The sequence below is a fragment of the Exiguobacterium sp. s181 genome, from assembly GCF_018617125.1.
Lineage (GTDB): Bacteria > Bacillota > Bacilli > Exiguobacteriales > Exiguobacteriaceae > Exiguobacterium > Exiguobacterium profundum.
This window is the reverse complement of record NZ_JACSJM010000001.1, coordinates 1,084,527-1,106,328: the sequence shown is the minus strand read 5'-3', so window position 1 is coordinate 1,106,328 and position 21,802 is coordinate 1,084,527. Positions and strand designations below refer to the sequence as shown.

Genomic DNA, 21,802 nt, shown 5'->3' with positions numbered 1-21,802 from the left:
GTCAACCCCTTAAAATCCGGTGAATCCGACAAGCTCGCTCATCCATGCAGCGAACCGATTCATTCCGTCAAAATATAATAGTACGCCGAACACCATCATCAAATAGCCTCCGACTTTTGCCACTTTTGCACTGTTGCGTGCTAAGTACTTGATCTTGCCAACGAATGCGACCATCACCAAAAATGGAATTGCAAATCCGATGACATACGCCAACATATAGCCGAGCCCTTGACTCGGGTTCGTGGCGGCTAGTGCGATCACACCAGCTAAAATCGGACCTGTGCACGGTGTCCAACCGGCCGCAAATCCAATACCAATTAAAACGGTACCAAAATAACCGCTCTTTCGTTCGCCGATATCCATTTTCTTTTCACGCATCATAAATTGCGGTTGCCATAAGCCCGCCAAAAAGACGCCGAACACGAAAATCAAAATGGCGCCGAACATGCGTAGACTGTCCTTGTATTGGATGAAGACGTCTGCGATCAACGAAGTCGACAACCCTAGCACGAGAAAGACAATCGAAAAACCGAATAAGAACGAAAATGTGTGGAACCAAGCTGTACGCTGTTTTAATCCTTCATTTTTTAACTCAGATACGGAAACCCCAGTGATATACGAGAGAAAGACCGGATACAACGGGAGCGTACATGGTGACAAGAACGATAAGACGCCCGCCCCAAATGCGAGCCATAATGTGACTTCCATGACGATTTCCACCTTTCACGACCATTATAGCGAAATCCTATTTAAATTGCTCGAATCTTTTCTTTCAAACCTCAACATCATTTTGTAATTTTTGAAATGGAAATGAAACTTGTCATCTGTAAACGGAGGTGCTAAGATTTGGATATTCCAGTTCACAAAATTCTAATTTACATGATGGGGGAACGAACGTGGCAGTCACCGCAGCAGATACACTACACCAGGCCATTGAACAAAAACGTGATGAACTGTATAAAATCGCGTCAAAGCATTCTTGGACCTCACCTGAAGTCATTTCAGTAAGCCAAGAACTTGACTCTCTAATCACTCGTCATGTCCTATCAAAGCATAATAAAGAGAAACTTCATTCTTGAAACTTGACGGCTCGTCACCTAGTGTGACGAGCTTTTTCCATGGAAAAAAGGACACCTGAATAGGTATCCTTTCCAAATCAAGACATCAGACGTTGTCCGGATTGCAGTTCATACATCTTTTTGTACAGTCCGTCTTGTTTCAATAACTGTTGATGGTTGCCGCGTTCCACGATTTCACCGCGATGCAAGACTAATATCAAATCTGCATCTTGAATCGTCGACAGGCGGTGAGCGATTGCAATCGTCGTCCGACCCCGACGCATCCGATCGAGCGCAGTCTGTACACGCTCTTCTGTTTCGGTATCGATGGAGCTTGTCGCTTCATCGAGAATAAGCACCTTTGGATTACGTGCGACCGTACGGGCAAAAGCGAGCAATTGACGCTCCCCGCTTGAGAACGTCGCTCCACGCTCTCCGACGACATGGCCATAGCCAGCATCCAACTTTTCAATGAACGTATGCGCTTGGACGAATTCAGCAGCTTCACGCGCGCGCTCAGAATCGATGTCCGGATTGAACAGCTTCAAATTCTCTTCAATTGTTCCGGTGAATAAGAATGGGTCTTGTAGGACAAGCCCGACCTGATGACGAAGCTCTTGCTCCTCGAACTGTTCGAGCGGTTGCCCGTCAATCGTGATGCGACCAGATTCATATGGGTAAAAACGGGTCAACAAATTGATGATTGAACTTTTACCACTCCCAGTATGACCAACGAGCGCTACCGTCTCACCAGGTTTCGCCACGAACGAAATTTGTTTCAACACGTCAACTTCTCCGTCGTAACTGAACGTCACGTCTTCGAACCGAACTTCCCCATCAGTGATCCGCGCTTCACCAGGCATCCGTTTACCTGGAGCCGGTTCATCCGTATCTAAAATTTTGAAGACACGATCCGCCGATACGACGGCTTGTTGAAATTCGCTCAATCGTTGCATGATATCGAGTACAGGACGGAAAATACGTTCAATATAGCTGATGAAAGCATACACGACCCCTACCTGAACCTGTTCACTCATGGAGAGCACCCCATAATAGCCGAGCAGACCGATGATGGAGAAGGCAAGAAGGAGTTCGATGATTGGGCGTAGCAACATGCTATCGAGTTTTAAGTTCCGATATCGTGCCTCCTGATGCGCTTCGTTCGTCTCTTCGAACTGACGGATGAGACGCTCTTCTTGACGAAATTGTTGAATGATGCCCATCCCGTTGATGGATTCGTTCAACTGGGCGTTGAGTTGTGACAACAAATCCCGGACTTGTGCGAAATATTTCGTCGAGAAACGACGATACGCCCAAATGATGAGCCAAAAGAGAGGCAACAAGATGAGCCCCATCGTCGCGAGCGGCGGCTCTAAAATGTAGAGGAAAATATACGTCCCGATCAACTGAACAGCGGACTGAACGAACGTACTCATAACTCCGACATAGAGCTCTTTCACCGCCTCCGTATCGTTCGTAATACGCGATACAAGGACGCCCGCTGGTGTACGGTCAAAATAAGCGAGCCGCATCCCCATGACGTGGCGGAAAATATCCATCCGAATATTTTGAACAATCTTCAGCGCAATCTTTTGAAACGAAATCGATTGTAGATAATCAAACACGATTGCAGATACGTGAAGAACCATATAGACGGCGAAGAGAGCGATGACCCAGTTCGTTGGATAGACACCCGGTGTGACGAATTCATCGATGAACACTTTGATTAGAAACGGCCCTGCCAACTTTGCACCTGTCGCAATCAAGAGAAATACGAAGGCGACACTGAGCGGTTTACCATACCGTTTCGCGTAACTGAGCAGTCGCTTGATGACTTGCCATTCTTGGACATCATGTTTCATCGTGTCCACCCCCTTCTACAATCGCTTCAAGTTGCTGACGATCATATGTCTCTCGATACCAGCCTGTCTCCTGAAGCAATGCCTCATGACGACCTCGCTGAATGATATTTTCGTCCTCAATCACGAGAATCTCGTCAGCATGTTCCACGGCGGAAAGTCGATGGGCGACGATGACGCGCGCCTGGTCCGGATTGCCGACTCGAAAATGCTCGATAATCGACTCTTCCGTTTTCGCATCGACCGCAGATAACGCATCATCTAATATCAAGACGTCAGCCGCTGTCATGAGCGCCCGTGCGATGGAAATCCGCTGTTTCTGGCCACCTGATAATGTGACCCCGCGTTCACCGACGAGTGTCGCATAGCCTTCCGGAAGACGGACGATATCTTCATGCACCTCAGCGACCTTAGCCGCTTCGATGATTTCTTCCATGCTCGCATCGGGTCTTCCGAACGCGATATTGTTCGCAATCGAATCCGAGAACAAGAAGTGATCTTGCGGCACGACCGCAATCTTATCCATCAGAAGTGACTTTTTCACTTGGCGGATGTTGATCCCGCCGATTTTAATCTTTCCATCTTTCACGTCATACTCACGTGTCAACAGACGGACAATCGTTGTCTTCCCTGCACCTGTTCTGCCGACAATCCCGATGGTTTTTCCACGCTCAATCCGAAAATGAACATTGTGGAGCACAACGGTCTCGTCATAGGCGAAGTTTCGAATATCAACTTCCACCTCTGAATGAGAGAGCGTCGTCGCAGCCATGCGGTCGTCTTGAATCTCAGGTTTGACGGCGAGCATCCGCTCAATCCGGTCGTAAGACGCACGTCCACGCTCCACGATGTTGAACAACCATCCAAAGGCTAACATTGGCCATGTCAACAGTGCCAAATAAGCTGTGAAGCTGACGATCTGTCCAATCGTCAATTCTCCTTGTTCAATCAAGACGGCTCCATACCCGACCGAAAGGATATAAGACAATCCGACAATTCCGAAGATGGTCGGGTCGTATAAGGCATCAATCTTCGCGACTCGTACGTTTTTGGCCATGACTTCACTCGATAAATTCTCAAACGATTCCACGTCCCGACCGACTTCCCCCGTCGATTTTAAGACACGGACGCCACTGACACTTTCTTGCACTTTGTCATTCAATTCTGAAAATGCCGCTTGGGCGACCCCGAATCGGCTATGTAACATCTTTCCATATCGCGTCGTCAAAGCGACCATGATTGGTAACGGTAGTAAGGCAACGAGCGTCAATTTCCAACTGATTGTTGTAATCATCGTGATGATGACGAACGTCCCAAGTGTCACGCTATCGACGAGTGTTAAAATCCCCGCACCGGCCGTCATCGATACGGCTTGTACATCATTTGTCGCATGGGCCATCAAATCACCGACCCGTGACTTTTTATAAAATCGCTGATCAAGATCTGTGAAATGCCGATATAGTTGGCTACGAAGCATTCTTCCTAGACGAATCGATGCGCCGAAGATAAAATAGCGCCAAAAGAAGCGGGCGATATAGTTTCCAATTCCAACAGCGGCAAGTCCCCCTAATAATAGCCAGAGTGTGTCGGACGAAAGCGAACCACGGTTGATCTCATCGACAATCCGTCCGATGATGCGTGGTGGAATCAGTTCTAGACCAGCCACGAAGATCAGTAAGACGATGCCGAGCGCGTACGTCTTCCACTCAAGACGCAAAAACCAAGATAATTGTTTGAATACACGAATGTGAAACGCCCCCCTTTGTCTTTAGATGAAGATTATTTATTAATCGTAGCGAAAGTCTGTTCGATTGTCTAACAAAAAGAGGAAACAAAAAAGCACTTCGGGAACCGAAGTGCTTTCGTGATTGATTATGATTTCTTTTCGTTTTTCATCTGCACGTTCATGGCGCGCATCACTTGGTTGACTTTCTTCTGTGATGGCTTTTGACCCATCTGCATCATCAACGTACGAATCATATCTTCATTGATTGGCGGGTTCTGTTCAAGGTAGTTCATCATGTATTTACGCGCGATAAAGAATCCGATCGCGATCCCCCCGATGAGTGCTGCCACGACAAGAAGAATCCAGAATAATGTACTCAAGGCTTTACCTCCTCTACCATATGAAACATCGTTTTTTACTATACACTAAATTGAACAACTTCGCTAGTCGTCCAGAAAAAAAGTGACGGCCAAACAATTGGCCGTCACAACAATCTAACTTGAGATTAAAGTGATTTTACTGCATTGACGACGTTGTCGACTGACATGCCGTACTCTTTCATGAGGAGGTCACCAGGTGCAGATGCTCCGAACTTGTCGATTCCGAGCACTTTACCACCGAATCCTACATATTTGTACCATCCAAGTGTCGCACCCGCTTCAAGTGATACACGTTTCGTGACTGAAGATGGAAGAACAGATTCTTTGTACTCTGCAGATTGCGCTTCGAAGAGTTCCCATGATGGCATCGAGACGACTGCCGCTTTCACACCTTCTGACGCGAGCTGTTCACGCGCTTCAACGAGAACGTGTACTTCAGAACCTGTACCGAGCAAGAGAACGTCTGCATCTTTCGATTCACCTGCAACGACGTAAGCTCCTTTTGCTGCCGTTTCAATAGATGTACCTTCGAGTTCTGGTAACGCTTGACGAGTCAAGACGAGAAGTGAAGGAGTCGTTTTCGATGTCACTGCTTGTTTCCAAGCTGCAATCGTTTCTTTGCCGTCAGCAGGACGAAGAACAGAGAGGTTCGGCATCGCGCGGAAGCTCATCAAATGTTCGACCGGCTCGTGCGTTGGGCCATCTTCACCGACTGCGATTGAGTCGTGCGTCAAGATAAACGTCGATGGAAGTCCCATAAGTGCTGCGAGACGGACTGCAGGACGGAGATAATCCGAGAAGACGAAGAACGTCGCACCGTAAGGAAGGACACCACCGTGAAGGGCCATACCGTTCACAGCTGCAGCCATCGCGAACTCACGAACACCGAACCAGATGTTACGGCCAGCTGGATCTTCATCGAAGTCTGCCGCACCTTTGATCATCGAGTTGTTCGATCCGGCAAGGTCAGCCGACCCACCGAAGAGTGTCGGTACTGCTTTTGCGATTGCGTTTAACACTTCACCGCTCGTTTGACGTGTTGCTTTTTTCGAACCGATTTCGAATGTCGGCAACTCGCTATCCCAACCTTCAGGAAGCTCATTGTTCATCGCACGCTCGAACTGTGCTCCGAGCTCAGGGTGTGCCGCTTTATACGCTTCAACGAGTTCGTTCCAGTCTGACTCATATTTCGCACCAGGCTCGACAACTTTCTCGTTGAATAAGTCATATACTTCGTTTGGAACGTAGAATGACTCGCCTTCCCATTTGTAGAACTGTTTCGTCAATTCGATTTCAGCGTCTCCAAGTGGCGCACCGTGTGATGCCGATTTACCCGACTTGTTCGGTGAACCGAATCCGATGACCGTTTTGACTTCGATCAATGTCGGCTTCGACGTCTCTGCTTTCGCAGCATCAATCGCTTTTGCGATTGAATCGATGTCCGTTCCGTCTTCGACACGAATAACTTGCCATCCGTAAGCGTTGAATCGGTCTTCTACGCTTTCAGAGAATGACTTATGAAGGTCGCCATCGAGAGAGATGTCGTTTGAATCGTAAAGAACGACGAGTTTACCAAGTTTCAAGTGACCTGCAAGAGAAGCCGCCTCAGCAGACACACCTTCCATCAAGTCTCCATCACCGCAAATGCCGAACGTGTAGTGGTCAACGACGTTGAACTCGTCGCGGTTGTAAGTCGCTTCTAAGTGTTTCTCTGCCATGGCCATCCCGACAGCCATCGCAATCCCTTGTCCAAGTGGGCCCGTTGTCGCATCTACCCCAGCCGTGTGGCGGTACTCAGGGTGACCAGGTGTTTTCGAGTCCATTTGACGGAATGATTTCAAATCGTCCATCGACAAATCATAGCCAGACAAGTGAAGGAGCGAATACAAGAGCATCGATCCATGACCCGCTGAAAGCACGAAACGGTCACGGTTGAACCAGTTCGGGTTTTTCGGGTTGTGACGCATTTTATCTGTCCAAAGTGTAAACGCCATTGGGGCAGCGCCCATCGGCATCCCTGGGTGACCAGAGTTCGCTTTTTGGACCGCATCAATTGAGAGCGTCCGAATCGAGTTAATCGCTAATAATTCTTTAGTAGTTGTTTCCACTAATTTCATCCTCTCTGTGTTAAGAAGGTTTTCTACCCGTCATATTTTATCACACTCAATCGTGTGTCACAACTAATTAATTAGTATAACACATTTGATGAAATCGTTTCCTTCTATTGCATGAAATAATGTGTAATCCGTTCGTCTGATGCGTGTTCGTGTATAACAAAAATGCACATCCTATACGAAATAGGATGTGCATTCGGGATCACTCACCGCGATAACGTTTTTGGTCTTCTTTCAACTTCTCTGGGGTAACGTCGTTCCCATCTGGGTCGACGACTTTCATCCCCATCATTTGTGATTTGAACGATTGACGAAACGCCTTCAAATATTCTTGACGCAAGTCTTGTTGCTCGTTCATTTCGTCTTGAGACAGTCCTTCTGTCTTCGCTTTGTTGGCGAGGAAATTGATTCGCTCCAATTGTCCTGGTGCTAACATCTGACTCGCCCCCTCTCTAGTGAATTTGTTCTTATACTTTACAAAATCAAAGAGGAAGAATCAAGTTTCAGCTACTGACTGGTGCTCGAGATAACGTCGATTGACGGTCGCTTTCGAGACTTCATAACCAAATCCTCGAAGGGTCGCCGCAATCTCAGCAAACGTCAAGCCACGCTCGCGTAATTGAATAATCTCTTCAATCGGCACTTCGATTCGATGTCGCCCGCCTTGATCGTTATTTTGAATATTGCGCTGTGGGTTAAATCCGTTGGCGACGGCACGGCGCATCCCACGAGAAATTTTAGCGTTATGAATCTTACGCTGATACTCTTCGACAACACTGACAATCTCCAATACCATCTTCTCGGCATCGGAAACGACATAGTCCGACGTCGACTGCATCGTCAGCAATCGCACGTCATGCTTCATTAGAGTATGCAAGATCGCAATCTTGGCATTCCCTCGTCCTAAACGACTGTCATCCGTGACGAGAACAGCATCGAGCTGAGAAGTGGATACATGGTCAAGTAAATCAAGTAGCCCTTGCCGATTGACTTCATAACCGCTCTCTTGCTCTGTGATGACATCTATGACGTCGGCCCCTAATCCCGAAGCCAGCTGCTGTAATTCTTCGACTTGCCGAATGAGTGATGTCTCTTGGGTAGACTTGTTCGTCGATACCCGGCAATAGATGACGACTCGCATCGCACCACTCCCTTTCATTGCATTCATTTGTTACGATACACAGTTCAATAATAGTTCGCAATGAAGAACAATCACTCAGCGGCATACCATTTCATTTTTCGTTCGTTATGCTCTTCACGCTCTGCCATGATCTGTGCTTCGAGCGATTCCGCTTCGACGTATGCGACCTCTTGTTCAATCGTCCGCTCTGACGTGACGACCGGATCGACAACTTTTGGTTCCCCTCGCATTTCACCAGCCAAATAAAAAGCGAACATCCCGACCAAGAGCATCCCGACTAAAATGATTCCGTTGAGTGTGTCTTTCATGATTGAATTGCCTCCCGTATAAGAATATATGTTCGTTAGAACGTTTGTTCGTTTATCTGTTCTCATCATAAAACAAGAACCCGTGTTCGGTCAACACAAAAAAACGAACGAATGTTTGTACGCTCATGTGTTCTTGTGTTACACTAGACACATAAAGAATAGGATGCGATTGCAGGTTATTCGATTATATCGAGGTGAACATAATGAAAAAAATGTCAGCGCGACAACAACAGATTCTTGATTTCATCAAAGACGAAGTACGGGCTAAAGGTTATCCGCCTTCTGTTCGTGAAATTGGAGAAGCCGTCGGTTTAGCATCTAGTTCGACCGTACACGGTCATCTAGATCGTTTAGAGAAACGCGGATTGATTCGTCGAGATAAGACGAAACCTCGCGCGATTGAAATTTTGACTGACGATATGCCGTCAATAGAAGAGCAAGAGTCCGTCATGTACGTACCGGTCATCGGGAAGGTCACTGCCGGGACACCGATCACCGCCATCGAGAACGTGGAAGAACACTTCCCGCTCCCGGCACATATCGTCGGGTCAGATAATGTATACATGTTGTCTGTCTCTGGGGATTCGATGATCAACGCAGGCATCTTGGACGGGGACCGGGTGCTCGTGCGCCAACAGAGCACGGCCGACAATGGAGAGATTGTCGTCGCCATGACGGAAGAAGGCGAAGCGACCGTGAAGCGAATTTACAAAGAAGCTTCGAAGGTTCGCCTTCAACCGGAGAACGACGAGTTAGAAGCGATGTATTTTGACAACGTCTCGATTTTAGGGAAGGTTATCGGTGTATACCGGACGATTCATTAATGGCTAGTGGCAAGACCCATACCCGTACGAATCTCGTGGCAACCGGAGCACTCGCGGTTGCCACGCCTTTTCTTGAAATCGATGTTCCGTTCTCTTTGATCATCGGTGCCATCATCGGTACACTCTGGCTCTCCCCGGACCTCGATTTGAAATCAGACGCCTATTATCGATGGGGACCACTCAAATTGATTTGGCTCCCTTACGTAAAGCTTATGCCGCACCGTTCGCTCTTCTCACACTTACCTGCTTTGAGTGATGTGATTCGGATTGCGTATATCGGCTTCCCGCTCGTGCTGATCTTGCCCTTCACGGCATACGAAGAGGCAATCCGCTCATGGGTGGACATTCATGGCATGTCTTTCTTTTTAGGGCTCGTGTTTGCTACGACGCTGCATACGACGCTCGACTATACTTCAACGTTTTTCAAAAAAGCGTTTTAACCAACAAAGGACCACCTTCGTGAAGTACAGAAGGTGGTCCTTTGTTTTAATTGGAATGATAACGTGTTATAGGGTATCCATTTTATGAATGAAATGCTTAAACTAATACGACCCGATCTTTCCTGCACGCAAATTATCGAGATGAGTTGGAAGAAATCCGATATTGTCAAACTATGAAGGAGGAGAACTTGATGGTAAAAGCATTAAATGAGCTGATGGACTTTATCGAACAGCACTTAACGGAAGAACTCTTAGATTCAGAGATCACAAAAATCACCGGACTATCTGCTCATCATTTTAAGAGAATGTTTTCGTATATGTCAGGAATGACACTTCACACTTATATACGAAATCGACGGTTTTCTATCGCAAATGAAAAATTGGTTCATGGTTCAAGCGTAACAGAAATCGCATATCTCTATGGATATCAATCGGTCGAAGGGTTTTCCAGAGCGTTTCGAGATTGGTCTGGTCATTTGCCTTCTGAAGTCATGAAGAATCACATTCAAAAGTCGTTCCCTCGCTTCACGTTTTATATCGATATAAAAGGAGGAACATCAATGGAGTTCAAGTTAGAAGAAAAAGAAGCTTTTCAAATCGTTGGAGTTTCAAAGCGTGTCCCTATTCAATTCGAGGGAGTCAACGAAGAAATCATGGAACTCGCGAAGTCGATTACGGAACAGCAACGGGCTCACATGCATGAATTGGGCAATTTATATCCGCATCGTGCCTTGAACGTATCGTTCAACTTTGATGACGGTCACTTAGAAGAAGAAGGTTATTTGACACATATGATCGGTTTTGCCACGACAAGAGAAATTAAGTATGACGATGTCGAAGTGATCTCAATCCCAAAAAGTTTATGGGCAATCTTCCCGAACACCGGACCATTCCCAAGCACTCTACAAGAGACGATGGCAAGAACCTATGCAGAATGGTTACCTTCTTCGGGATACGCACTTCAAGACTTGCCAAGCATTTCATTTAGCAAAATAGAAACAGGATATGACAACGTATATAGCGAGGTTTGGGTCCCTGTGAAGGTTAGAGAAGAGTCGGAATCATAAAGATATCTCCGCTATTATGATTTATCAAAAAGAGTATGGAGCAACCCAAATTGAGGGATGCTCCATACTCTTTAATGTATCTCTTCTATTTAGTAGAGCGTCATGTACTGATCGCGTTCCCACTCTGTTACTTGCATACGGAACATATCCCACTCGATTTCTTTCAACTCGAGGAAATGTTCACCGATATGCTCACCAAGTGAGTCCATCACGACTTTGTCCGCACGAAGGACTTCGAGTGCGTCGAAGAGTGTGGCCGGGAGATCGTCGATTCCGTTTGCTACACGCTCTGGCTTGTCCATCACGTAAATGTTGCTATCGATTGGTTTAGGTGCATTCAAATCCTTTTCGACCCCGTCAAGACCTGAAGCCAAGAGGGCAGCAAGTGCAAGGTACGGGTTCGCCGCCGGGTCAACCGAACGTACTTCGATACGAGTCGAGAGACCACGTGCCGCTGGTACACGTACGAGTGGCGAACGGTTACGTGCGCTCCATGCAACATAGCAAGGTGCTTCGTAGCCTGGTACGAGACGCTTGTATGAGTTGACAGTCGGGTTACATACTGCCGTGAAGGCACGAGCGTGCTCCAAGATACCGGCTGTGAACGCGCGAGCTGTGTCTGAAAGTTCCATGTCGCCGTTTGGATCGTAGAAGACGTTTGTGTCGCCTTTGAAGAGTGACATGTTCGCGTGCATCCCTGAACCGTTTACACCGAATAGCGGCTTCGGCATGAACGTCGCGTGAAGACCATACTTCGCTGCAATCGTCTTAACGACGAGTTTGAACGTTTGGATGTTATCTGCCGTCGTGACAGCATCTGCGTATTTGAAATCGATTTCGTGTTGTCCTGGTGCTACTTCGTGGTGTGATGCTTCGATTTCAAAGCCCATGTTTTCAAGTTCGATGACGATCTCTTTACGGCAGTTCTCACCGAGGTCAACTGGTGCCAAGTCGAAGTATCCACCTTGGTCGTTGAGTTCAAGAGTCGGGCGACCTGATGCGTCTTTTTTGAACAAGAAGAACTCTGGCTCTGGTCCAACGTTGAACGCTGTGAAACCAAGTTTTTGCATCTTCTCAAGGTTACGCTTGAGTGTACCGCGCGGGTCACCGCTGAACGGTGTGCCGTCTGGGTTATAAATATCGCAAATTAAGCGAGCAACTTTTCCGCTGCCATCTGTCCACGGGAAGACAACCCACGTGTTGAGGTCTGGATACAAGTACATGTCTGATTCCTCGATGCGGACGAATCCTTCGATTGACGATCCGTCAAACATCATCTTGTTATCAAGTGCTTTGTCCAATTGACTGATCGGCACCTCGACGTTTTTGATTGTTCCGAGGATGTCCGTGAATTGAAGACGAATAAAGCGTACGTCTTCCTCTTGTGCGATGCGTTTAATGTCTTCTTTTGTGAACGTTTTTCTGGCCATGGTAAAATGTCCCCTCTCACATTGCGTAATGGTTGATGTGTGCGGCGTTATCGATAGAAACGTGAAAGCTCACCTTGAATGAGCGACGTCTTATTGAAACGACCGGCTTCTTGAAGCTGTGTTTTCAACAAATGATGTAACTCTTTTTCCGAAACCTTCGGTGCTTCACTGACCGGTGCGGTCGGAGCAGATGCTTCCGCTTCTTTTTCACCTTCTTGCTCTAACATGTGGCGAATCGCCGCCAAGTTAAAGCCTTGATCAATGTAATCCTTGATTGCGAGTAGACGTTCGACATCATTAAAGGAATAAAGTCGTCGTTTCGATTCCGTCCGACTAGGCGAAATCAGACCCTGTTCTTCGTAATACCGAATCTGTCTACCTGTCAGTTGCGTCAAATCTTGGACGATTCCAATCGGAAACAACGGGTTGGAGCGACGAAATTGATCGGCCATCCTTACCCCTCCTTTTCTGTCTCACAATGTGAGAATAATATATGACAACAATCCTGTCAATAGATGTTAATAAAGTTAACATGACAGATTAGTTACAAATGTGTCGGCTGATTTTGGTCATTGAATTTGACCAATCCTTTACCGTGTAATTGGCTCAACGCCAACATGAGCGCGACTTTTACGTGAGCATACGTCAGACCACCTTGAACGTACGCCGTGTACGGCGCCCGAAGCGGACCATCGGCAGACAGCTCGATGGAAGAACCCTGAATGAACGTCCCAGCTGCCATGATGACGTCATCTTCATAACCCGGCATATAGGCCGGCACCGGTAACGCATGGGCATTGACCGGCGATGCCATTTGGATGCTCTGACAAAACGCAATCATCTTATCGCGGTCACGGAACGTCACCGACTGAATCAAGTCCGTTCGTGGGGTCGTATAGTGGGGATCTGTCTCAAATCCGATCAAGGACAATAGACTTGCCGTCAAATGGGCCCCTTTTAATGCCTGTGCGACTGTATGAGGTGCCATATAGAAGCCTTGATACATCTCTTGAAGCGAGTAGAGTGATGGTCCGGCTTCACTTCCGATACCTGGGGTCGTCATACGGAACGAACACCGTTCAATTAACTCTTTTGTACCAGCGATATAACCGCCCGTCTTCGCCAATCCACCGCCTGGGTTTTTGATGAGGGAACCAGCCATCAAGTCAGCCCCGACGTGCGTCGGTTCGATCGTCTCGACAAACTCACCGTAACAATTGTCCACGAACACATACACATGCGGATGTTCCGCTTTAATCCGTTCGATGGCCACTTTGATTTCATCGACTGGAATACTGCGACGATTCGCATACCCTTTCGATCGCTGAATCCCGACTAGTTTCGTCTCAGGACGGATCCGTTCGATGACGCGGTCGATGTCGATTTCACGTTCCTCTTTTAATTCGACAGTATCGTAATGGACACCGAGTTCTTTTAACGAACCGCGACCATCGCCACGGATGCCAACAATCTCCTCAAGCGTGTCATACGGCTTCCCTGTGATATAGAGAAGCTCATCACCTGGTAGAAGGACACCAAACAAGGCAATCCCGATTGCATGGGTACCGGAGATGATTTGTGGTCGACATAGCGCGAGCTCGGCTCCAAACACATCCGCATAAATCGACTCGAGCGTGTCTCGACCGATATCGTCATATCCATATCCCGTCGTCGGATTAAAATGAAAATCCGACACTTTATACTTTTTAAACGATTCTAGGACGCGATACTGGTTGAATTCGGCCGTCTCGTCAATCCTTTCGAAAAACGGTTTGACCCGTGCCTCCGCTTTTTTTACGAACGGCGCGAGCGCATCATAATGTTCAATCTTTTCTTGCCACATACTTACACCTCAAATTGTTTTAGCGTCGCGTATAGACGCGTGTCTTCTCTCATATAACCTACTAATTCGACAGAACCGTCATCTAAAAAGCTCTCTTCAAGACGATACATCGCCTCTTTGGCCGGGTGGTAATGTTCAAACGCTGTCACCGGGAGGATGACATGGACTTTTGTCAAAATGTCCGCAATCTTATCCTCGAGTGCTCCTGTCAACGTCACGATATCTTCCGATGCGATTGCCGAGATCAACAGTGGTCCGCCGACGAAGTCTTTCGTGAGACGGTCTTTCTTATTATATACCTCGAGCTGAGGTACCTCACTCGCACCGAGTTCTTCCAATACCGCATTCGTCGTATCGATTTGATTCAGGTAGTGCGGGTTCGATGCATCGATGACGTGGAGGATCAAGTCGGCACCGACGACTTCTTCCAAAGTCGAACGAAACGCCGCAACGAGTTTCGTCGGCAAGTCACGGATAAATCCGACCGTATCGGTGATCAGCACTTTCCCGCCTCGCGGAAGTTCGAGCTCGCGCGTCAACGGGTCGAGCGTCGCAAACAGTTCATCCTGCTCGTACGTGTCGGCATCAGTCAATCGGTTAAAGATTGTCGACTTCCCAGCATTCGTATACCCGACGAGCGCGACTTGGAATACGCGATTTTCTTTCCGGCGTTCTCGGTAACGTCCACGGTGTGCGAATGTCCCCTCGAGCTGTTTCGTGATTTCATCGATGCGTCGCTTGATGTGACGACGGTCCGATTCAAGCTTCGTTTCACCAGGACCACGCGTCCCGATTCCACCACCGAGTCGCGAGAGCTGCGTCCCCTGACCGATGAGACGTGGTAGCAAATAGTTCATCTGCGCGAGTTCGACCTGCAATTTCCCTTCGCGCGATTGCGCACGGCTCGCAAAGATGTCCAAGATGAGCTGTGTGCGGTCAATCAACTTCATCTCATCTGGGTCGTTCAAGGCGATGCGAATGTTTTTCGACTGTGCCGGTGTCAATTCGGCGTTGAAAATCAATAAGTCCGGCTCGAACTGTTCGACGAGCATCGCGAGTTCCTCGATTTTCCCTTTCCCGATAAAGGTACGACGGTCGATTTGTTGACGCTTTTGGTCGAGTCTGGCAACGACTTCGCCTTGCGCCGTGTCCACGAGTTCGACGAGCTCGCCCATCGACTGTTCATATGTCCAATCATCGGTACTAGGCAACTGACAACCGACGATGACAACTTTTTCACGTTCAATCATGTAATCCCTCATTCCATAAAGTCTCACCTTCCATCTTACCACGAATCAGCGTATCGAGAACGTCCGTTTGTGGTAGGATAAAGGAAGAAGGAGGCTCGACCATGACGAAACGAAGAAAAGACTACCCGCTCCCGGAATTTATTGAAACGTACCTCTATCATCTCGGCGCCAGCGGTCGTCAACCCTCGACGCTTAAGCGATATCGCTACGACTTGATTGACGTGCATAAATACTTTCACGACCACAATGTCGAACTGAACGAACCGACGGACTGGTTAGACGTTCCGCTCGAATCGTGGAAGACATTCGTGAATGACTTCTTAATCGAAGAGAAGCACTATCAACAGGCGACCGTCGCAAGAATCGTCACGGTCATCAATAGCCTGACTCAATTTTTAAATCCGCTTCGTAAAAAGATGCTTGCCTATTCCCAACCGGCACATACGTTGACAGTCGACCAAGTCGCACTCGAATCTGAATTCGACCGACTCGTTCAAACGATTCGTTCGACGAGAGGACTGAGTGAGAATCAGCTCCAAGCTCATCCTTATCTCGTCAATCGGAACGAACTGATTGTGACGCTTTTCTATAAATATGGATTACGTGTCCATCACATCATTCGTTTGCGAATGAGCGACTTGCATCTGGTCGATCACACCTTCGACGTGTATGATCGTCTCGGAAACCGTTTCACGTTGAAGCTGTCACAGGAAGATCAATCGTTGCTCATGAATTACCTGGCTGATATCCCGACCCCGGTACGACCACGTTGGTATTCAGAAGACCCGGTCTTCGTCTCATTCGATTTTGCCCGGATGACGTTCCGCTGGGTGTATGCGAAGAATCAACCGAAGCAATTGACGATCGTCATGATCACAAAGATGATGCGGCAGTTGAACGAACGAAGTGGACTCGCGCGCTCCGTCACGCCATCGATGCTTCGAAACGCCCATGTGTTGAAGACATATGCGGCCGATCTGACACCATCCGAGCGGATGAATATCACCTGTATGCATAAGGAATCTTCCCTCCGCCGGTATGAACAGGCGTATGAAGAGTTCGGAACTGAGTTATTTGAGTCAGACGAAAGACCCGCCCTCTCGTGAAGGGCGGGTCTTGGTCTGTACGATTTCAGGTTATCCAATGGTACGAAGACAACTTGATCCTTACCATCTATAGTCAATCGATTTCTAACCTTGAGGTTTATATAACTTCTCGACACTCATTAATGTGTTGTTCTCAAAAGTCGCCTTATAGATATCCGGCATGTCGAGTTCTTTCCAAAATTCATATCCATACTGTTCATCAAAGTAATTCAACATGAGAACCATAATATTTCCATGTGTGCCGAGCACCACTTTTTTCCCTTCGTATGTACTGAGCAGTGATATGAGAGCCTCTACCCCTCTAGATTGAGCCTGATCGTTCGACTCTCCCCCTTCCCATGCGAACGCAGGATTTTCCCAAACGGTCTCCATCGCGCTTGTAAAGTCTTTAGCCGGTTCTGAAGTCAAGGTTCGCTCTCTCAAATCATCCGACACTACAACGTCCTGTCCAAGATAATCCGCGATGCCTTTTACGGTTTGAACGGCTCGTTTATATGGACTCGAAGTCACGATATCGATCCCCTCATCGATTAGAAGGTTTGTAATTTCAGCAACATCATGCATTCCTTTCTCAGATAACGGTCTGGCGAATTCGTCTGGTGTATAGGTAGAATGTGCATGTCTGACAAAATATATGGTTGTCATTCAGTAGTCCCCTTTTAAAATGTCTCGTCGTTGTTTACATACGATGTCCAGCCTCATCAAAAGCTTTAGAATGATGGTTTAGCTGCAAAAATTCATGTTTCAACAACCCGTAGACGACATGATCGACGTAACGGTCATACAGCCACTCCGCATCTCGAATGACCCCTTCTTTCTTAAAGCCGAATCGTTCCGGAAGTGCCCGACTCTTCACATTCTCTGTCGCGACTCGGATCTCAATTTTATTTAGTTTCAAATCTTGAAACCCATACTCGATGATGGTCTCGAGCGCTTGACTCATGATGCCTTCCCCTTGAAACTCTTGTCCGAGCCAGTATCCGATTGTGCCACATTGGATACCACGATCGATTTCGTTAAATCCAATTGTTCCGGCCAGTGCTCCTTTATACATCAAAGCGAACGATTTTGGGTGCCCGCCCGTTTCAATCAACCCTTTAATTCGTCCCTCTATGTTCTGCTTCGAGTCTTCCACCGTCTCAATATAGTCGAGCCAACCAAGCCACTCTCGCAAATAAGGCTTCGATGCAATCGTGAGCTTAAATAACTCGTCCGCATCGTCTGTGTTGAACATTCTCAGTGTGACATCATCATTTAGTTTATATTCAAGCATATAGTCCCATCCTTATCATTCATTATTTTTTCAATTCACTTTCGTAAAGTAACCCACGTAATTGCTTTTTACCCACTACCATCAAAGCTTGTTGAACATTCCACTCTTCTATTATGACAATTTCACCCATATGATAAGTTTACAGAATTAATCAAATTTTGTATAATTATTTTAATATCATTTTATGAAGAGGTGAAAATGTGTAAAAACGATTCGTCTAACCTACCAAATTAAATAGATTCGGAGGAGATTTGTGATGAAATCGTTTTACACACTGCTCGTTAGCCAATGGCTCGCAAACATTGGCGATGTCCTATACATCGTCGCGCTCATTGCCTTGCTGTATCAACAAACTGGGTCCGCTCTCATGGCGGCCAGTTTCCCGATTGCCGTGACTGCCGGTATGACGCTCAGCGGACTCTTTTTCGCCCGCATCCTCAACCACTACTCGCTCGGGAAAACGCTCGTCCTGTCACAACTGATGAAGACGATCACCCTTGTTCTCGTTCTCTTCACGGATTCGATTCTTGTTCTCGGCCTCGTCATGTGGATTGCATTTCTCGATGGATTCGCACGTCCGATTCAAGCCTCATTCATCCCAAGTTTGGCGACGAATCGTCAACAAGCGAACAGCCTAGTTCAAGGTTCCAACCAGTTCATCCAACTCGCGATGTGGCCGCTCGGGACGATGCTCGTCTCTCTCTCGTCTAGCGCCTTTGCATTAATCGTTTCACTCGTTCTCTTCAGCCTTTCAACGGTTGTGACGATTTACTTCTATCAATCGCTTACGGAAGACATCGTCGATGATGGAACGGAGGAATCGATTACCTTACGCGATAGTCTTACTTATGTAAGAACGTCACCATTCGCTCGTCGTGTGACTTGGTTTGTGACGTATGAATCATTTGTCAACACGCTTTGGATTTCAGCGTTGCTTCTCGTCTATCTCGAGCGACATCTGCAAGTCGATACAGGCTGGTGGGGAACGCTTAACGCATCATTTTTGATTAGTATGATCGCGGCGAGTGCTTATCTTTATCGGTCTCGTCGAGCACCCTCGCTACCGTCGACTGCCGTCTTATCCATTGTTGCCGCTCTGTTGTTCGGCGTGACCGAGCATCTCGCGTTTGCGATTTTGGCGTTAGTGATTCAAGGCGCAGCCACACAAATCCGCATCATTCAGACGAACACCGTCATTCAAGAACAGATCTCGACTACACAACTTCCTTATGTGTACAGTGTGCAACAAACGGGATATGCCCTCGCATTCAGTATGGGAAGCTTATTGTTCGGTCTTCTTGCGGATAGGCTACCGATTGATTCGGTATACCTTCTCGGTGCATTTTTGACCCTTCCGTTAATCTGGATTGGGCGATTGACCGAACAGTCCATTTTGACCGCATCTTCTGTATAAGTAACAGGCGCCTTCTCAAAGAGAGGGCGCCTTATTTAAATGATTTTCTAACTGGTAGATTCTCCATTCTCACAATTGAAAAGACAACCTGTAGCGATTCATATCGTATACTAAAAGAAACAAATGATCGGAGTGATTTCCATGTCGAAACTTTCACAGGAAGAAACCATCGAGTTACTAAATACCTTAGAGTCTCGCTTTACCGAAAACGTTGAACGTCATCCTGACGCCGTCTGGTCAGACGTATTGGAACGAATTCAGATTAATCAAGATAAGTTGACCACCCTCGCTTTGATGGAAGAGACTGGCGGAGAACCGGACGTGATTCGACTCCCTAACGGAGACCTCGCTTTTTGCGACTGTTCAGCCGAGAGTCCGAGCGGTCGACGAAGTCTCTGCTATGACGAACCAGCTCTTGAGGCACGTAAGAAGAACAAACCCGCCGGAAGCGCGGTCGCCCTATCTGAACAGATGGGCATAACCCTTCTCGATGAAGAAACATACCGACACTTACAAACGCTCGGTGCATTCGATTTGAAGACGTCAAGTTGGATTCAGACACCGGACACCATTCGTCAAAAAGGTGGCGCCCTGTTCTGCGACCGTCGCTATGATCACATCTTCGTCTACCACAATGGTGCAGATTCCTATTATGCCGCTCGAGGTTTTAGAGGAATGATCACGATTTAAGCAAGGCATTGCGCCTTGCTTCTTTTTTATTGCAATAACCAACTAAAGACTTTCGGAATATATATGATGAAAAATAAGCTGACAGGAATCACTGCGAAAAGCCTTAATATCCACGTATATTTACCCTTGAACTTCCTGAAGTAGAACAGCAACGCACCAAACGCAATCGCATTTGCTGTCATATTCGGTTCTTCTATACCGTTCTCAATCCATTGTATGAAAAAATCTTCCATCCAGGAAAGGGTTCGAGAGCGAACGACTCGTTGAAACTCGGTGTAAGGTTGTATTTCAGCCTCACAAACCAGGCTCCTATATAGACAAAGATGAATAAGAGCGCGTAGCACATCAGTACAACGTTCCACAATTTCCCTTTCCAACCCTCACTCTGAAAGTACAAGACATACATCACAATCAAGACACTATAGATCACATTTATGATGAATGGTGGTGAAATCGTCAGAATCGAAAACGTCTCTCGATCTAATACTATTCCCACTTGAAAGATCCCTTGCTGAAACATAGCCTTTCCTCATTTCTGATATGTAATCTAAAACAAAATTACGGTAATTGAAATATTAAGAAATGCGCTATATTTCGATTTACCCCATCTGTGCTCTATCTGAATATACTCGATTTCATAGACCAATCCACTAAAAAACTGCAGACAGATTGTCTGCAGTCCTCGTTTATGCGTGTAATGTCACATTTAACTCTTCCGCGACCGTCTTGAACGCTTCGAGTGCCCGTTCGAGGTCGTCTCGTGTATGCTCCGCTGTGACGATGGTCCGGATGCGTGCTTTCCCACGCTCGACCGTCGGGAATGCGATACTCTGTGCGAATACGCCATGTTCCTTCAACTTGTCTGAGAATGAATGCGCAAGCGTCTCTTCGCCGAGCATGACCGGTGTGATCGGTGTCGTCGCATGTCCGATATCGAAACCGAGGTCACGTAGACCGTTCTTGAAGAACTCCGTGTTCGCCCATAGCTTGTCGAACAGCTCTTCTTCCTCTTTCATCACACGGATCGCTTCACGGTTCGCCGCCACGACTGCCGGTGGATGTGATGTCGAGAAGAGGAACGGGCGACCTTTGTGGATCAAGTAATCCCGAATATCTTGTGAACAGGCGACATAGCCACCTAAGACACCGATTGCTTTTGAGAGCGTCCCGACCTGTAGCGCGACGCGACCGTCCAATCCGAAGTGGTTGACCGTTCCACGTCCGTTCTTCCCGAGGACGCCGGATGCATGCGCATCATCGACCATGACCGCAGCGTCATACTTCTCTGCGAGTTCGACGATGGCCGGAAGCGGTGCGATGTTCCCGTCCATCGAGAAGACGCCGTCCGTCACGACGAGACGTGTGCGATAGTCCTGCGTCTCTTTCAACGCCTTCTCCAAGTCTTCGAGGTCGACGTGTTTATAGATACGTCGAGCCGCTTTCGTGAGGCGAATCCCATCGATGATTGACGCATGGTTGAGGGCGTCACTGATGACGACATCCTCCGGTCCAAGAAGTGCAGACAATACTCCGAGGTTCGTCGCGAATCCTGATTGGAAGACGAGTGAGGCCTCCGTATGTTTGAACTCCGCGAGTTCACGCTCGAACGCTTCGTGCATCTCGAACGTCCCGGCAATCGTACGGACTGATCCCGTTCCTGCACCGTAATGTTCGACCGCTTCAATCGCCGCCTGCTTCAGACGCGGGTGATTCGCGAGTCCGAGATAGTTGTTTGATGACAGCTGAACGAGTGACTTCCCATCGATTGTCACTTCATTCCCTTGTGCCGATTCGAGCGGGACGAGCTTACGGAACGTCCCTTGTTCTTTCATCTCATTGATTGCTTCTGTAATATGTTCAAATGCCATGTTGTTTCCCC

Annotated in this window: 22 protein-coding genes; 7 read left to right on the top strand and 15 right to left on the bottom strand. The window is 47.5% G+C overall.

Annotation, left to right across the window (positions count from 1 at the left end):
- Window positions 1-9: 9 nt before the first annotated feature.
- The gene (locus KNO70_RS05730) at window positions 10-708 is read right to left on the bottom strand and encodes a cytochrome c biogenesis CcdA family protein (RefSeq protein WP_078147025.1); all 699 of its coding nucleotides are present in this window, start codon (window positions 706-708) and stop codon (window positions 10-12) included.
- 188 nt (window positions 709-896) lie between these two features.
- On the opposite strand from KNO70_RS05730, the gene KNO70_RS05725 reads away from it, so the two are divergent.
- Window positions 897-1,079 carry an aspartyl-phosphate phosphatase Spo0E family protein gene (locus KNO70_RS05725; protein ID WP_078147026.1) on the top strand — a complete coding sequence of 61 codons (183 nt, stop codon included), beginning with the start codon at window positions 897-899 and terminating at the stop codon, window positions 1,077-1,079.
- A gap of 77 nt (window positions 1,080-1,156) precedes the next feature.
- Here the strand turns inward: KNO70_RS05725 and KNO70_RS05720 are convergent, their stop codons facing one another.
- The 7 genes from KNO70_RS05720 to KNO70_RS05690 all read right to left on the bottom strand — a co-directional run bounded on the left by KNO70_RS05720 (window position 1,157) and on the right by KNO70_RS05690 (window position 8,586).
- The gene (locus tag KNO70_RS05720; RefSeq protein ID WP_214684116.1) at window positions 1,157-2,920 is read right to left on the bottom strand and encodes an ABC transporter ATP-binding protein; all 1,764 of its coding nucleotides are present in this window, start codon (window positions 2,918-2,920) and stop codon (window positions 1,157-1,159) included.
- Window positions 2,910-4,664, bottom strand: a complete 1,755-nt coding sequence (locus KNO70_RS05715) for an ABC transporter transmembrane domain-containing protein (protein ID WP_214811527.1) — start codon at window positions 4,662-4,664, stop codon at window positions 2,910-2,912. Before KNO70_RS05715 ends, KNO70_RS05720 begins: the two co-directional genes overlap by 11 nt.
- Window positions 4,665-4,789: 125 nt before the next feature.
- Window positions 4,790-5,023, bottom strand: coding sequence for a YneF family protein (locus KNO70_RS05710; protein WP_012726454.1), 234 nt, complete (start codon window positions 5,021-5,023; stop codon window positions 4,790-4,792).
- A 125-nt stretch (window positions 5,024-5,148) separates the two neighbouring features.
- Window positions 5,149-7,140, bottom strand: coding sequence for a transketolase (gene tkt, locus KNO70_RS05705; protein ID WP_041917901.1), 1,992 nt, complete (start codon window positions 7,138-7,140; stop codon window positions 5,149-5,151).
- Window positions 7,141-7,339: 199 nt separating this feature from the next.
- Window positions 7,340-7,573, bottom strand: coding sequence for a DUF896 domain-containing protein (locus KNO70_RS05700; RefSeq protein ID WP_078147028.1), 234 nt, complete (start codon window positions 7,571-7,573; stop codon window positions 7,340-7,342).
- A gap of 60 nt (window positions 7,574-7,633) precedes the next feature.
- The gene (locus KNO70_RS05695; RefSeq protein ID WP_214811464.1) at window positions 7,634-8,278 is read right to left on the bottom strand and encodes a YneB family resolvase-like protein; all 645 of its coding nucleotides are present in this window, start codon (window positions 8,276-8,278) and stop codon (window positions 7,634-7,636) included.
- 71 nt (window positions 8,279-8,349) lie between these two features.
- Window positions 8,350-8,586 (bottom strand): hypothetical protein, encoded by a 237-nt coding sequence (locus KNO70_RS05690; RefSeq protein ID WP_012726458.1) that lies wholly within the window; start codon window positions 8,584-8,586, stop codon window positions 8,350-8,352.
- A gap of 203 nt (window positions 8,587-8,789) precedes the next feature.
- On the opposite strand from KNO70_RS05690, the gene lexA reads away from it, so the two are divergent.
- The 3 genes from lexA to KNO70_RS05675 all read left to right on the top strand — a co-directional run bounded on the left by lexA (window position 8,790) and on the right by KNO70_RS05675 (window position 10,917).
- Window positions 8,790-9,410: a transcriptional repressor LexA gene (gene lexA, locus KNO70_RS05685; RefSeq protein ID WP_214733559.1), complete on the top strand. Its 621-nt coding sequence runs from the start codon at window positions 8,790-8,792 to the stop codon at window positions 9,408-9,410.
- Window positions 9,410-9,850: a metal-binding protein gene (locus KNO70_RS05680; RefSeq protein WP_078147030.1), complete on the top strand. Its 441-nt coding sequence runs from the start codon at window positions 9,410-9,412 to the stop codon at window positions 9,848-9,850. Before lexA ends, KNO70_RS05680 begins: the two co-directional genes overlap by 1 nt.
- 191 nt (window positions 9,851-10,041) lie before the next feature.
- Window positions 10,042-10,917 carry an AraC family transcriptional regulator gene (locus tag KNO70_RS05675; protein ID WP_214811461.1) on the top strand — a complete coding sequence of 292 codons (876 nt, stop codon included), beginning with the start codon at window positions 10,042-10,044 and terminating at the stop codon, window positions 10,915-10,917.
- Between the two features lie 89 nt (window positions 10,918-11,006).
- Here KNO70_RS05675 and glnA read toward each other — a convergent pair whose 3' ends face one another.
- From glnA to hflX, 4 genes are all read right to left on the bottom strand, one after another.
- Window positions 11,007-12,347 carry a type I glutamate--ammonia ligase gene (gene glnA / locus KNO70_RS05670; protein ID WP_031423481.1) on the bottom strand — a complete coding sequence of 447 codons (1,341 nt, stop codon included), beginning with the start codon at window positions 12,345-12,347 and terminating at the stop codon, window positions 11,007-11,009.
- A 47-nt stretch (window positions 12,348-12,394) separates the two neighbouring features.
- Window positions 12,395-12,799, bottom strand: a complete 405-nt coding sequence (locus KNO70_RS05665) for a MerR family transcriptional regulator (RefSeq protein WP_078147032.1) — start codon at window positions 12,797-12,799, stop codon at window positions 12,395-12,397.
- A gap of 92 nt (window positions 12,800-12,891) precedes the next feature.
- On the bottom strand, window positions 12,892-14,190 hold the full coding sequence (locus KNO70_RS05660) for a methionine gamma-lyase family protein (protein ID WP_214811458.1): 1,299 nt from the start codon (window positions 14,188-14,190) through the stop codon (window positions 12,892-12,894).
- A gap of 2 nt (window positions 14,191-14,192) precedes the next feature.
- On the bottom strand, window positions 14,193-15,440 hold the full coding sequence (gene hflX / locus KNO70_RS05655; RefSeq protein ID WP_214811455.1) for a GTPase HflX: 1,248 nt from the start codon (window positions 15,438-15,440) through the stop codon (window positions 14,193-14,195).
- A gap of 101 nt (window positions 15,441-15,541) precedes the next feature.
- Here hflX and KNO70_RS05650 point away from each other — a divergent pair, with 101 nt between their 5' ends.
- Window positions 15,542-16,546 (top strand): tyrosine-type recombinase/integrase, encoded by a 1,005-nt coding sequence (locus KNO70_RS05650; RefSeq protein WP_214757360.1) that lies wholly within the window; start codon window positions 15,542-15,544, stop codon window positions 16,544-16,546.
- Window positions 16,547-16,630: 84 nt separating this feature from the next.
- Here the strand turns inward: KNO70_RS05650 and KNO70_RS05645 are convergent, their stop codons facing one another.
- On the bottom strand, window positions 16,631-17,191 hold the full coding sequence (locus KNO70_RS05645; protein ID WP_078147036.1) for a histidine phosphatase family protein: 561 nt from the start codon (window positions 17,189-17,191) through the stop codon (window positions 16,631-16,633).
- A 34-nt stretch (window positions 17,192-17,225) separates the two neighbouring features.
- Complete coding sequence (locus KNO70_RS05640) at window positions 17,226-17,819, bottom strand: GNAT family N-acetyltransferase (protein ID WP_214686898.1); 594 nt, start codon at window positions 17,817-17,819, stop codon at window positions 17,226-17,228.
- A 256-nt stretch (window positions 17,820-18,075) separates the two neighbouring features.
- Here KNO70_RS05640 and KNO70_RS05635 point away from each other — a divergent pair, with 256 nt between their 5' ends.
- Window positions 18,076-19,233, top strand: a complete 1,158-nt coding sequence (locus KNO70_RS05635; RefSeq protein WP_214757366.1) for an MFS transporter — start codon at window positions 18,076-18,078, stop codon at window positions 19,231-19,233.
- Between the two features lie 141 nt (window positions 19,234-19,374).
- Window positions 19,375-19,923, top strand: coding sequence for a DUF4256 domain-containing protein (locus tag KNO70_RS05630; RefSeq protein ID WP_078147039.1), 549 nt, complete (start codon window positions 19,375-19,377; stop codon window positions 19,921-19,923).
- A 686-nt stretch (window positions 19,924-20,609) separates the two neighbouring features.
- Here the strand turns inward: KNO70_RS05630 and KNO70_RS05625 are convergent.
- Window positions 20,610-21,791 carry a glycine C-acetyltransferase gene (locus KNO70_RS05625; RefSeq protein WP_078147042.1) on the bottom strand — a complete coding sequence of 394 codons (1,182 nt, stop codon included), beginning with the start codon at window positions 21,789-21,791 and terminating at the stop codon, window positions 20,610-20,612.
- Between the last annotated feature and the right edge of the window lie 11 nt (window positions 21,792-21,802).

Excerpts from the sequence above, each read along its gene's own strand:
- tkt (WP_041917901.1), bottom strand. The coding sequence starts at position 7,140 with ATGAAATTAGTGGAAACAACTACTAAAGAATTATTAGCGATTAACTCG.
- hflX (WP_214811455.1), bottom strand. The coding sequence starts at position 15,440 with ATGATTGAACGTGAAAAAGTTGTCATCGTCGGTTGTCAGTTGCCTAGT.
- KNO70_RS05660 (WP_214811458.1), bottom strand. The coding sequence starts at position 14,190 with ATGTGGCAAGAAAAGATTGAACATTATGATGCGCTCGCGCCGTTCGTA.
- KNO70_RS05630 (WP_078147039.1), top strand. The coding sequence starts at position 19,375 with ATGTCGAAACTTTCACAGGAAGAAACCATCGAGTTACTAAATACCTTA.
- KNO70_RS05625 (WP_078147042.1), bottom strand. The coding sequence starts at position 21,791 with ATGGCATTTGAACATATTACAGAAGCAATCAATGAGATGAAAGAACAA.
- KNO70_RS05640 (WP_214686898.1), bottom strand. The coding sequence starts at position 17,819 with ATGCTTGAATATAAACTAAATGATGATGTCACACTGAGAATGTTCAAC.
- KNO70_RS05675 (WP_214811461.1), top strand. The coding sequence starts at position 10,042 with ATGGTAAAAGCATTAAATGAGCTGATGGACTTTATCGAACAGCACTTA.
- KNO70_RS05665 (WP_078147032.1), bottom strand. The coding sequence starts at position 12,799 with ATGGCCGATCAATTTCGTCGCTCCAACCCGTTGTTTCCGATTGGAATC.
- KNO70_RS05650 (WP_214757360.1), top strand. The coding sequence starts at position 15,542 with ATGACGAAACGAAGAAAAGACTACCCGCTCCCGGAATTTATTGAAACG.
- KNO70_RS05730 (WP_078147025.1), bottom strand. The coding sequence starts at position 708 with ATGGAAGTCACATTATGGCTCGCATTTGGGGCGGGCGTCTTATCGTTC.
- KNO70_RS05680 (WP_078147030.1), top strand. The coding sequence starts at position 9,410 with ATGGCTAGTGGCAAGACCCATACCCGTACGAATCTCGTGGCAACCGGA.
- KNO70_RS05720 (WP_214684116.1), bottom strand. The coding sequence starts at position 2,920 with ATGAAACATGATGTCCAAGAATGGCAAGTCATCAAGCGACTGCTCAGT.
- glnA (WP_031423481.1), bottom strand. The coding sequence starts at position 12,347 with ATGGCCAGAAAAACGTTCACAAAAGAAGACATTAAACGCATCGCACAA.
- KNO70_RS05695 (WP_214811464.1), bottom strand. The coding sequence starts at position 8,278 with ATGCGAGTCGTCATCTATTGCCGGGTATCGACGAACAAGTCTACCCAA.
- KNO70_RS05700 (WP_078147028.1), bottom strand. The coding sequence starts at position 7,573 with ATGTTAGCACCAGGACAATTGGAGCGAATCAATTTCCTCGCCAACAAA.
- KNO70_RS05690 (WP_012726458.1), bottom strand. The coding sequence starts at position 8,586 with ATGAAAGACACACTCAACGGAATCATTTTAGTCGGGATGCTCTTGGTC.
- KNO70_RS05645 (WP_078147036.1), bottom strand. The coding sequence starts at position 17,191 with ATGACAACCATATATTTTGTCAGACATGCACATTCTACCTATACACCA.
- KNO70_RS05635 (WP_214757366.1), top strand. The coding sequence starts at position 18,076 with ATGAAATCGTTTTACACACTGCTCGTTAGCCAATGGCTCGCAAACATT.
- lexA (WP_214733559.1), top strand. The coding sequence starts at position 8,790 with ATGAAAAAAATGTCAGCGCGACAACAACAGATTCTTGATTTCATCAAA.